The sequence below is a fragment of the Mycobacterium sp. genome (assembly GCF_035314665.1).
Taxonomy (GTDB): Bacteria; Actinomycetota; Actinomycetes; order Mycobacteriales; family Mycobacteriaceae; genus Mycobacterium.
Map to the genome: position 1 here is coordinate 1 of NZ_DATFZD010000144.1, position 10,909 is coordinate 10,909.

The 10,909-nt window shown below is 67.0% G+C and carries 9 protein-coding genes and 2 pseudogenes; 3 read left to right on the forward strand and 8 right to left on the reverse strand.

The window, feature by feature from the left end; genetic code table 11:
• Nucleotides 1–60: 60 nt before the first annotated feature.
• Nucleotides 61–249: a hypothetical protein gene (locus VKI00_RS11450; RefSeq protein ID WP_324437576.1), complete on the reverse strand. Its 189-nt coding sequence runs from the start codon at nt 247–249 to the stop codon at nt 61–63.
• Nucleotides 250–354: 105 nt separating this feature from the next.
• Entirely contained in the window at nt 355–1,176 is an 822-nt protein-coding gene (locus VKI00_RS11455) for a class I SAM-dependent methyltransferase (protein WP_324437577.1), read from the reverse strand.
• 128 nt (nt 1,177–1,304) lie between these two features.
• Here VKI00_RS11455 and VKI00_RS11460 point away from each other — a divergent pair.
• Nucleotides 1,305–2,045: pseudogene (locus VKI00_RS11460) on the forward strand (transposase); the annotation flags it as partial.
• Nucleotides 2,046–2,123: 78 nt separating this feature from the next.
• On the opposite strand, the gene VKI00_RS11465 reads toward VKI00_RS11460, so the two are convergent.
• The 3 genes from VKI00_RS11465 to VKI00_RS11475 are packed head-to-tail and all read right to left on the reverse strand — an operon-like array spanning nt 2,124 to nt 5,277.
• A complete protein-coding gene (locus VKI00_RS11465) occupies nt 2,124–3,116 on the reverse strand; it encodes a tyrosine-type recombinase/integrase (protein ID WP_324437578.1) in 993 nt (330 codons plus the stop codon).
• Nucleotides 3,113–4,051 (reverse strand): tyrosine-type recombinase/integrase, encoded by a 939-nt coding sequence (locus VKI00_RS11470; RefSeq protein ID WP_324437579.1) that lies wholly within the window; start codon nt 4,049–4,051, stop codon nt 3,113–3,115. The genes VKI00_RS11465 and VKI00_RS11470 overlap by 4 nt, the downstream gene beginning before the upstream one ends.
• Nucleotides 4,048–5,277: a site-specific integrase gene (locus tag VKI00_RS11475; protein ID WP_324437580.1), complete on the reverse strand. Its 1,230-nt coding sequence runs from the start codon at nt 5,275–5,277 to the stop codon at nt 4,048–4,050. The genes VKI00_RS11470 and VKI00_RS11475 overlap by 4 nt, the downstream gene beginning before the upstream one ends.
• Nucleotides 5,278–5,431: 154 nt before the next feature.
• Between VKI00_RS11475 and VKI00_RS11480 the strand changes: the two are divergent.
• A pseudogene (locus VKI00_RS11480) lies at nt 5,432–6,022 on the forward strand (ISL3 family transposase); the annotation flags it as partial.
• 773 nt (nt 6,023–6,795) lie between these two features.
• On the opposite strand, the gene VKI00_RS11485 reads toward VKI00_RS11480, so the two are convergent.
• Genes VKI00_RS11485 through VKI00_RS11495 form a run of 3 tightly spaced genes read right to left on the reverse strand, consistent with a single transcriptional unit; the run spans nt 6,796 to nt 10,099 of the window.
• Nucleotides 6,796–7,236, reverse strand: coding sequence for a response regulator (locus tag VKI00_RS11485; RefSeq protein ID WP_324437581.1), 441 nt, complete (start codon nt 7,234–7,236; stop codon nt 6,796–6,798).
• Nucleotides 7,233–8,876 carry a sensor histidine kinase gene (locus VKI00_RS11490; protein WP_324437582.1) on the reverse strand — a complete coding sequence of 548 codons (1,644 nt, stop codon included), beginning with the start codon at nt 8,874–8,876 and terminating at the stop codon, nt 7,233–7,235. Before VKI00_RS11490 ends, VKI00_RS11485 begins: the two co-directional genes overlap by 4 nt.
• The gene (locus VKI00_RS11495) at nt 8,873–10,099 is read right to left on the reverse strand and encodes a fused response regulator/phosphatase (protein WP_324437583.1); all 1,227 of its coding nucleotides are present in this window, start codon (nt 10,097–10,099) and stop codon (nt 8,873–8,875) included. Before VKI00_RS11495 ends, VKI00_RS11490 begins: the two co-directional genes overlap by 4 nt.
• A gap of 198 nt (nt 10,100–10,297) precedes the next feature.
• On the opposite strand from VKI00_RS11495, the gene VKI00_RS11500 reads away from it, so the two are divergent.
• On the forward strand, nt 10,298–10,909 hold a 612-nt coding region (locus VKI00_RS11500; protein ID WP_324437584.1), incomplete at its 3' end, for a methyltransferase domain-containing protein.

A 10,909-nucleotide genomic window follows, 5' to 3' on the forward strand; every position in this document is an offset into this window, starting at 1 on the left:
CGCCGGTTTGGGAGTTGCGTTGCTGAAGTCCTATAGAGGACGGCAGTGGTGGGCAGGGCGTCATTTGGCTGCGGTGGGCAGGATGAGAGCCGATGGGTGGGAGCTGTCGTGGCGGGGGGCGGTGCGGATGGCCAGCAGCACGGTTCCGTCTGGCATCGGCACCCGAAGATCCCCCTCGCAGACCAACTCCGAGTGTGTCGCCGGTGGAAGCTTCATCACCCACCCGATCAGCTTGGCGATCAACGACATTCGCGCTCTCTCTCCCTGCCCTGCGCGCTAGCGGTCGCCTCGCGACCAAGGTTCGTTAGCCACCAGCGCGACGCCGGCAGCGAGGCACCCTATATGCCGCATGACTCAGAACGCGAAGCGGTTGAGCACGTCGTAGTTGCGGACCGGTGTGGCGTAGACCAGCCGCCACAGCAGCCGCACCGGCGCCGAGGGTATGCGTTCGTAGAGTGCCCCCACGGAGGACTGCTCCTGGAAGCGCAGCCGCGGGTTCCATTGCTCGATTTCGCGGGCGTCACGGATGCCCCACTTGGTGATGCCCTTGGTAAGCACCTTGGACAACCGCGGCCCCATCGGCGACACGGTGTCGAAGACGAGCTCGCCGCTGCCGAACCGATCCGTGAGGCTCTGCAGCAGCGTACGCACCTCGGGCTCGGTGAGATACATGACGAGTCCCTCTGCGACCATCAGCATCGGACGATCGGTGGGTATCTCGTCCAGCCACACCTCATCGGTCACCGACGAGCCGATCATCCGGTAGCCGTCGCGGTCGTCGTAGAGCTTGCGCCGCAACGCGATCACATTCGGCTGGTCGACATCGAACCACTGCACGGTTTCCGGTGGATGCAGCCGGAACGCCCGGGTGTCCATGCCACACCCGAGGTGCAGCACGACGGCGTTCGGATAGCGGCGCAGGAAGCTGGTGCTCCAGTCGTCAAGCTGTTTGGCGCGCATGGTGACCATATACTGATTGGACCCCGGCCGCATGGCGCGGCGCATGCGGGCCCAGTCGTATTCAATGCGGTCCACCGCTTCAGCGGCCGCCGTGTCGCCCAGAATCGGTGCCGACGAACGGCTTTCGTATGCCCGCAGGTACAGCGTGCACAGGTTCGTCCACTCCACCGAGCCCCACCGCACATCGCTGAAGTCGACCATGCCCGTCTCAGTCATCGCTGTCTCCTTTTTGGGCTCTTCTGACACTTCCGTGGGTGTGTAACACGTAGAGAAAGGGCGCACGTCGTTGTCGCTTAGGGTTTCTGGCTTGTCAAGGGTCAGGAACCGAAGAGCGAGGAAACGACGTGCGCAATGTGAGCCTATGGCGTGCGCTGCTGGGTGTCGACAAGCGGACGGTGATCGAGGACGTCGAGCTGGGCGACGGCGGAAACGAGCATGCCGGGGCGAAGGTGGTCATCGCGCATGTGCGGCCGCGGCGGGGTACGCGGGGCCGCTGCGGCCGGTGCGGACGGAAGGCGCCGTCCTACGACCGGGGTGAGGGCCGCCGCCGCTGGCGAGGGCTGGATTGGGGGACGGTGCGGGTGTGGCTGGAGGCCGACGCGCCACGGGTGAACTGCCCCGAGCACGGTCCCACCGTGGTGGCGGTGCCGTGGGCGCGGCACACCGCCGGGCACACCTTCGGCTTCGACGACACGGTGGCGTGGCTGGCGGTGGCGTGCTCGAAAACCGCTGTGTGCGAACTGATGCGGATCGCGTGGCGCACCGTGGGCGCGATCGTGGCCCGGGTCTGGGCCGACGTCGACAAGACCGTCGACCGGTTCGCGAACCTGCGCCGGATCGGCATCGACGAGATCTCCTACAAGCGCCACCACAAGTATTTGACGATCGTGGTCGACCACGACACCGGCACGCTGATCTGGGCCGCGGCCGGCCGGGACACGAAGACGCTGCACCGCTTCTTCGACGCCCTCGGCGCCGAACGCTGCAAGCTCATCACGCACGTATCCGCCGACGCCGCGGACTGGATCGCCGACGTCGTGGCCAAGCGCTGCCCGGGCGCGGTCCGGTGCGCCGACCCGTTTTATGCCGACGTCCGGATTATGCCGATGTGGTGTGGGTTGGTGCTGGTCACGGGGGTGGCGCTGGCGGTGAGGTCGGCATAATCAGAGGCTTCGGAGGAAGCTCAGCAGTTCGTCGTCGGGTGGCTTGTATCGTCCTGGCCGGGTTCCGGTGGGCCTGGTGCGGGTCACGGCGTTCTCCTTCATGGTCATGTCGGCATGCAGGTAAACCTGCGTGGTTTCGATGCTTTCGTGGCCGAGCCAGAGCGCGATGACCGTGGCGTCGATTCCGGCGGTCAGCAGCCGCATCGCCGCGGTGTGCCTGAGTACGTGCGGGGTGACGTTCTTGGCGGTCAGGCTCGGGCAGGACGTCGCGGCGGTCGCGGTGTGCAGCGCCAGTCGCGCGGCGACAGCGTCACGGCTCATCCGGGTTCCTGTTCGAGTGGGGAACACGAATCCCCCACTTCCACTTGGTCGTTCGGCGGCGAATGCCTGCAGGACGCGCACGGTCTGCCGGTCCAGCGGCGTGGTCCGGTTCTTGCGGCCTTTGCCGCGGCAGAGTACGTGCGGGCCTGCGCCGAGATGGACGTCGCCGACCACGAGGCCGGTGAGCTCGGAGACCCGGAGCCCGGCGGTGACCGCAAGCTGGAACATGGCGTGGTCACGTCGTCCGGCCTTGGTCGTCTGGTCCGGCGCTGCCAGCAGTGCGGTGACCTCTTCGTCGGTGAGGTAGCAGATCTCGTTGCGGGGCCTGCGTTTCGGCGGGATCGCTAAAACTCGGCCGATGGTGGCCAGGTGTTCGGGGTGGTAGCGGGATGCGTAGGTGAAGAACGAATGCACCGCGGCCAAACGGGCGTTGCGGGTGGCGATGCTGTTGCCCCGCTGTGCTTCCAGGCCGGTGAGGAATCCGTTGATCAGGTCCGCGTCGAGCTGGGACAGCTCCAAGGCTGCCGGCTCGGTCCCGGTCGCCTGTGCGGCGTAGGCGAGCAGCAATCTCCAGGTGTCGCGGTACGCGGCCACGGTGTGTGGGCTGGCCCCGTATTGGCTGGTCAGCCGGGTGGTGAAGAACGCCTGCAGGGTGGGCGCCAACGACGTCATGAGCGCTGCTCCTGCTGGTCGGCAGGGTTGCCGGCGAGGCGGTTGGTGGCGGCGGCAAGCAGTTCGGCGGTGCCGGTCAGATACCAGTAGGTGTCGCTGGGCTCGCTGTGCCCGAGCCAGGTGGCCAGCAGCGGCAGGACCGCGGCCGGATCGGCGCCGGAGGTGTAGGCGTCGAGCATCGTGGACACCGCGAAGGTGTGCCGCAGGTCGTGCAGCCGCGGACGGCACGCCGTGGAGGCTCGCCGCAGCCCGGCCTCGGTGGCCAGGTGCCGGAACGTTTGCTGAATGACGCTGGAACGCAGCCGGTTACCTCGGGTGGAGATCAGCAGGGCGGGGCAGTCCGTGGCGGGCAGCAGCTCGTTGCGCAGATCCAGGTATCGCGTTAACGCATCCGCCGCGGTCCGGTGCAGCGGGAGTTTGCGTGTCTTGCCGTACTTTCCGGTCACCGTCAGGGTGCCCGCCTGCCGGTCCAGGCTCACGATGTCGAGCCCGACCGCTTCCCCGGTCCGGATTCCGGTGGCAGCCATCAGCGCGATCAGCGTGCGATAGGTCGCTGCCCGGATCGCTGGACGGAGCCGGGCCGTCGCGTCGAGCAGCGCCGTGATCTCGGCGCTGGTGTAGATGTAGGGCGCAACCCGGGTCGGTCTGGCCGGCAACAGTCGCGCCGGCGGCACCTCGACCGCGGGGTCTGCCGTGTGCGCCCACCGCGCGAAACACCGGATCGCCGACAGCCGCAGCGCCTGCCAGCGTCGCGACGCCCCGGGCGGTGCGGTCGCGAAGGCGAGGGCGTTTGCGACGGTCACCGTCTGCGGCCCGTCGCTGGCCTGCACATAGTCCACAAACCGGGTCAGGATGTATTCGGTGCCATCGAGTTTGAATCCCAAGCTGCGACGGACACGCAGATAGTCTGCGACCATCTGCTCGAGCCCGGTCACGAGACGTCTCCGCCGGTGGGCCACGGCCGTGCCAGCCCCGCCAGCCGATCCTGGTCGGTCTTGGCGTAGATCACCGTGGTGGCGGTGCCAGCATGCCGAAGCAGCTGCGCGACCTCTTCCAGGCTCGCCCCGGCGTTCAATGCCCGCGTTGCCGCGGTGTGGCGCAGCCGGTGCGCGTGCACCGTGCCCAACCCCGCCCTGCGGGCGGCGCGAGCCACGATGCAGCTCACGCTGCTGGGCGCCATCGCGGTGAACGGTGCGTGGGCACGCACGAACACCTCCCGCACCGGAGTGTCCGGTCGCCCGTGACGAAGGTAGTCCACCAAGGCCTGGCCGACGTCCACGGGCAGCGGCATCCGGTCGGTACGGCCGCCTTTGCCGTGAATGCTCAGAGTTCCTGTTTCCCAATCGATATCGTCGAGCTTCAGGCCGGCGGTCTCGGCACAACGCAGTCCCAGACGGTACAGGAAGACGATCACCGCGTAGTCGCGGCGTCCAGAGGGTGTGGACCGGTCGCAGGTATCCAGCAGCGAATCCACCTCGCTCGCAGCCAGATCCTGCGGAAGACCGGCCAACCGCCGGTGTGCCACGGCGGGGACCGCTGCCGCCAGCGACGTCTCCACGATCCCTTCGGCGTGACAGAACCTCAAAAACGACCGCAGCGCGCACGCCGTCATCTGGGCCGACTTCCGAGATAATCCCGGAAGATGCGCGACCAGGAACCGTCGTACGTGCATCGCCGTGAGGCCGCCGAGATCCGGATCCGGCCCGTCCCCAGCCACCTCCTCGACGAACGGGCGAACCCAACGCGCGTACGCGACGACCACCGGGGCGCTGAGGCCGCGCTCCACGCCCAGGTAGTCGCCGAACCGGGCAAGCAGCCGCTCGGTACCCAAACATGGTTCGGACGCAACGGGTTCGGGCGCGGACCCGGCCCGCCGCAAGTAATTCAACAACGGCGCCAGGGCCTGCGCGGAGTAATGACTGCTGTAGCCGCGTCGACGCGCGGCCAGAAACCGTTCGATCACCGGCCCGGTCAGATCCTCGGTCGCCAGCCCCTCGGCCTGCAGCCAGCGCGACAAGTGCGCCGCCAACTGCAGTTGCGCCGTCGCCGAGGATCTCGCGTAACCCAGCCGAGCGAACTCGCCCTTCATCTCGGCCGCCAACGGCGCCAGCGGCCCCACGAACCGGACCCCATCGGGATTGTGAATGCTGTGTGCGTACACGTTCTCGTTCCTCTCCATAGCGGAGGAACCAGCGTGAACGCACCCCAATTATGCCGACCTCACCGGCAGCGCCACCCCCGTGACCAGCACCAACCCACACCACATCGGCATAATCCGGACGTCGGCATAAAACGGGTTATGCCGATATCGGCATAACCCGTTCCACGTGGTCGCGTGGGCCACCGAGGCGCTGGACACCGAGCGGCGGCGGGCCTGGAACGACGCGCGGGCGCTGGCCCGCAGCGAGCCCGGCCGCGGCCGCGGCCGCCCCGGCAAGCACGCGCCGCCGCGCCCGGGCCACGAGAAGGCGCACAAGCTCAAAGGCGCCCGCTACGCGCTGTGGAAGAACCCCGAGGATCTCACCGACCGCCAGATCGAGAAGCTGGCCTGGATCGCCAAGACCGACACCCGCCTGTATCGGGCCTACCTGTTGAAAGAGGGCCTGCGGCAAGTGTTCTCGGTCAAAGGTGAGGCCGGGAAGGAGGCACTCGACAAATGGATCTCGTGGGCTCGGCGCTGCCGCATCCCGGTCTTCGTCGAACTCGCCCACCGCATCGTCAAACACCGCGACACGATCGACGCCGCCCTCGACCACGGCCTGTCCCAAGGGCTGATCGAATCCACCAACACCAAGATCAGAGTGTTAACCCGCGTCGCGTTCGGCTTCCACTCCGCCGAAGCGCTCATCGCCCTGGCGATGCTCGCCCTCGGCGGCCACCGGCCCGCACTGCCCGCACGCGCCTAACACCCACCATGCCGAGCATCGCGAACAGCGCGGCCCCGGTGTCCGCGTCGGGTCGGCGGATTGACGCGGGGACCCCTGCGGCGGCTCTCGGGCGACAACAGCGGGCAGGGCAGGCCTGCCCGAGCGCGTTGACCAGCTTAAAGCCGCCGCACCCCGCATAAATCCGCCTCGGCCGCTCACCGCGACGAACCGATCAGACCGGCAGTGATCAATACCACCCCACAGAACCCCGCGAACCACAGCACGAAGACCCACGGATGTGTCAGGAGGGCCCCTTTTTGCCCGGTATTCAGTCCACATCCGCATTAACTCGTCACGGTAGGTATGGGTGCAGAACTCGCAGAAATCACGGAAGTCCTCGACACGCTACCGCTGTTCGGCGCGGTCGGCGCCCAGCACAGGCCCTTGCCGTCCTTGATGACGACGACGCTGATGGCCGGACGCGAGTCACGTTCCACCTTGCTCTGCGACCTGGCGGGGCGATTTCGACGAGGCGCAGTTCCGGCCGGGTCAGAGCACGAGGCACGCGGCTCAGGCCGTCGAACGCTACCTCGGCCCGTTGTGTGCCGGAGGGGAGAAGCAGCCACCACCACCACCACCACCACCACCACCACCGCCGGCAAGGGCAACTGCTGGCTGATTCATCAGATGAAAACGGCGACTTCTACCGGTAACCCGCCATATTCATCTCGTCGTATGTCAGTCCGTTCGTCGGCATGCGGCGCACACGTCCGCCTGAATGAACCCTTACCGAGGGGTAAGGGCGCGCGGGCTCAGTTGTGCGGAAGACTGACGACCTGAACGAAGAACTCGTCGATCTGCCGAACTGCACTCAGGAATTGATCGAGGTCGACCGGCTTGGTGACGTAGGCATTGGCGTGCAATTTATAACTGCGCAGGATGTCCTCCTCAGCCGAGGAGGTGGTGAGCACGACGACCGGGATGTGGCAGAGGTCGGGGTCGGACTTGATCTTTTCGAGCAGCTGGCGGCCGTCGTATTTCGGCAGGTTCAAATCGAGCAGGATCAAATCGGGCCTTGCCGCATTCTGGTGGGGGCCACGCTGGTAGAGGTAGTCCAGACCCTCCTGTCCGTCGTGTGCGACATGCAGCGCGTTGTGGATCTTGTTGTGCTCGAACGCTTCCCGCGTGATGAGCACGTCTCCGGGATCGTCCTCGATGAGCAGGACCTCGATCGCTCGACCGGCCGGTGTCATTTCTGTGCTCCTTCTAGAATGGCTGCCCGTCTCTCGTCCACGGCGATGGGCATCGTGAAGCGGAACCGGGTTCCATCGGTATAAGACGTGTCGATCCAGATGGTGCCACCGTGGTACTCAACAATTTTCTTGCACAGCGCTAGGCCGATCCCCGTTCCGGTGTACGCGTCGCGGCCGTGCAGACGTTGGAAGATCACGAACACCTTGTCGACGAACTCCTCTGCGATGCCGATACCGTTGTCCGCCACGCTGAGCAACCATTCGCCGTCGCGATCACCGCTGCCCCGTTCGCAGTCAATAACGATCCGCGGTGCGCGATCGTCCCGCCGGAACTTCACCGCGTTGCCGATCAGGTTCTGCCACAGCATCGCCAGCAGAGTGGGGTCACCGATGATCGGCGGCAGCTGGCGCCTCGGGCGCACGATCTGGGCGCCTGATTCCTCGATCGCGGTGGCGAGGTTGGCCAACGCGGCGTCCAGCGCGGTGTCCAAGTCCACCTCGGTGCGCATGGCGTTGAGCCGGCCGACCCGGGAGAAGGTGAGGAGGTCGTTGATGAGCACTTGCATGCGTTTAGCGCCGTCGACCGCGAATCCAACGTATTCGCGACCGCGCTCGTCGAGCTTGTCGCCGTACCGTTTCTCGAGCAACTGGCAGAACGAAGCGACCTTTCGCAGGGGCTCCTGCAGATCGTGCGAAGCGACGTAGGCGAACTGCTCGAGTTCGGCGTTCGAACGTCGCAATTCGGCTGCCTGTTCGTCCAGCGCTTCGGCCTGCTCGACCAATCCTGCTCGGGCCCAACGCGACGCGTCGAGTTCGTCCACGATCCGCTGCCGCATGTTCTCGACGTCGGTCGCGATAGCTCGGACGTCTTTCGGCCCCAACGGTGAGATGTTTTCGGCGAAGTTGCCCTCGGTGATCCGCCGGCATGCCGCGGCGAGGGCAGCAAGCGGGCGGGTGACCGCGCTTCGCACCAGAACCGCCAACAGTATCGCCGTGGCGAAGAACACGCCGACCATCGCGGCCAGTATCCGGTCGCGCCAGCCACGTACCTCGTCGCGCTCGTGGATGCCATCCGCCCGCGCAGCCGCCAGATGCGCGTTCTGCGTATCGAAAAGAGTACGTAAATGGTCGAATTCGGCCTTGCCACGGTCGGCGGTAGCGCGACTGACCACATTCGGCACGCCGGGGGTCACGCTCGCGATGAGTGGCTCCGCATAGCTTGTCCGCCAGGCGGCCGCGGCCCGCTCGATCGCGTCCAGATCGGCGATCAGGCCGGCGCGGCCACCTACTCGCTGCCGGATGTCTTGGGCCGCTGCCCCCTCCGCGCGTTCCCCGTCGTAGTACGGGTCGAGGAACTGCCGGTCGGCGGCAATCACATAACCGCGTAGGGCCGTCTCCTGGTCGCGCAGTGCCGCCTGCAACTGGTATGCCGCTAGGCGCGCCGGCTGAATGTCATCGCTCAGCTCGCGGGAGACCTCGTCGGTGCGGTTCAGCAACACCGCACCGGCCACCGCGCCCGCGAGCACCACCACACCCATGATTGACAGCACGAGATTCTGCCACCCCTGCACAGTGAGCTGCGATCCGCGCCATCGGCTGGACACGATCGTGCCCGCGTTCACCGTGGATCCGGCGGTCATCTCGTTGTCTTTGTCCGCTGCACGCGTACCACCGCTATGTCGTCGGTGAGCCCGCCGTGCGCCTGTGCGTGTTCCTCAGCTCCGTCGATGAGCGCGTCGACGAACGCCGACCCGGGCAGAGCCGCGAGCGAACGGGCCAGCTCGAGCAAACCGTCCTCGCCGAGGCGTTCGTTGCCCCGCCCCGAATGTCCCTCGAAGAGTCCGTCGGTGAGCAGGAGGAGCCCAAAACCCTCAGGCAGTTCCACCTCGTGCTGCGGCCAGTCGGTGAAATGCAGGCCGAGAGCCGGCCCACCCGGCGGCTCGATCCACTCGACGGTGTCGGCGCCGTGCGACAACATCCCGGGATGACCGGCGCGGACCGCGATGATGCGCGGGCTGTCTGGGGGGATCGCCAGGCTCAGCACCGTCGCGAAGATCCCTTTACCGGCGCGTTCGGCGTGCAGTATCCGCTCGAGCTGCCGCATCCGGTCGGCACCGTGAACACCGGCGAATGTGAGCGCGCGCCAAGCGATCCGCAACGCCACCCCAAGGGCCGCCTCGTCTGGCCCGTGCCCGGCGACGTCACCGATCAGAACGTGTACGGTCCGGTCCGGCGTTTGTACGACATCGTAGAAGTCTCCGCCCAGCAAGGCGTTCTCGCGGCTGGGCCGGTATTGGGTGACGATGTCGACACCCGGGTTGTCCAGCAGTAGCGGGGAGGGCAGCAGGCCGCGTTCGAGCCGCGCGTTCTCCCGGGCCCGAAGTTGGCTCGCGTGCAGATCCACCGCGGTGAGCTCGGCACGCTTTCGCTCGATCGCATAGAGCAGCGCACGTCGCAGCACATCGGGTTCGACACGCCCCTTGACCAGGTAGTCCTGCGCACCCGACGCGACCGCCGAAACCCCGAAATACTGGTCGTTCAGCCCGGTCAGCACGACGATTGGCATGGTGGCGTCATGTTTGATGATGCGGTCGAGAGCGTCGATCCCGTTGGCGTCCGGCAGGTGCAGGTCCAGAAGCACGCAATCCGGGCGGGCGCGCGCCAGCTCGCGCTCCGCCTGCGCCAACGACCGTGCCCACACCACCCGGATCTCGGCCGCCGCGTCCACGATCAGCTCTTCCACCAGCAACGCGTCGGCTCGGTCATCCTCCACCAACAGCAGCGACAACGGCTGCCAACGCGACGTGGGGGTAACGCCAGGGCCGAGCGCAGGCGCCGGTTCGGGGTCATGCGGCGCGCGCATCGGCAACCACGTCCTTCACGTCACGTACCCCGGCGCGCTGACCTCTGTTCGAGTGATAACGTCCCGACAATACCCGGGTACGCCGACGGGGCCCCCGCCATGACGCGGGTAAGCACTCGTGTACCCAGCCCAGCGGTTCGTCGCCAAGCTGGCCCGGATGACTGTAGTCCACTTCGAAGTTTGCTCAAAGGATTGCGCATGACGGATCTGAACGCCACGTTGCCTCCCGCTTTGCGCAGGGCGCTGGAGCTGCTCGCCGATCCACCGGCCAAACCGGATGTGCGCAACGGCTATCTCGATCTGCTGGGCGCCGGTTTACCGACAGGGACCCCTGCGGTTGAGGCGCTGTTCGCCTCGCCGGTCGGGTCTATGGTCTACGACAACATGCAAGCGCTGATGCGTAGGCTGTTCAGCGCCCTTCAGCAGCCCACGGAGTGGTTGAACACCCCGGCCGGCGGGGTCGCGCTGGACGTCGGCTGCGGCCCCGGTACCGTGACCGCGTCCCTGGCGCGCGCCGTGGGCCCGGACGGGCTGGCGCTGGGCCTCGACATCTCCGAGGCGATGCTGGCCCGCGCGGTGCGCGTCGAAGCGGGACCACAAATCGGTTTCCTGCGGGCCGATGCGCAACGGCTGCCGCTGCGCGACGACACGGTTGATGCGGTGGTCTCGATCGCCGTGCTGCAGCTGGTGCCGGATCCGGCGGTGGCGCTGGCGGAGATGGCGCGGGTGCTGCGAGCGGGCGGACGGCTGGCCGTGATGGTTCCCACCGCCGGGCGGGCCGCCCGGTTTTGGCGGATGCTGCCCAACATC

What these genes read in the sequence shown, in the direction of transcription:
- VKI00_RS11450 (WP_324437576.1), bottom strand. Translation starts at nt 249, where the DNA reads ATGTCGTTGATCGCCAAGCTGATCGGGTGGGTGATGAAGCTTCCACCG.
- VKI00_RS11455 (WP_324437577.1), bottom strand. Translation starts at nt 1,176, where the DNA reads ATGACTGAGACGGGCATGGTCGACTTCAGCGATGTGCGGTGGGGCTCG.
- VKI00_RS11465 (WP_324437578.1), bottom strand. Translation starts at nt 3,116, where the DNA reads ATGACGTCGTTGGCGCCCACCCTGCAGGCGTTCTTCACCACCCGGCTG.
- VKI00_RS11485 (WP_324437581.1), bottom strand. Translation starts at nt 7,236, where the DNA reads ATGACACCGGCCGGTCGAGCGATCGAGGTCCTGCTCATCGAGGACGAT.
- VKI00_RS11490 (WP_324437582.1), bottom strand. Translation starts at nt 8,876, where the DNA reads ATGACCGCCGGATCCACGGTGAACGCGGGCACGATCGTGTCCAGCCGA.
- VKI00_RS11495 (WP_324437583.1), bottom strand. Translation starts at nt 10,099, where the DNA reads ATGCGCGCGCCGCATGACCCCGAACCGGCGCCTGCGCTCGGCCCTGGC.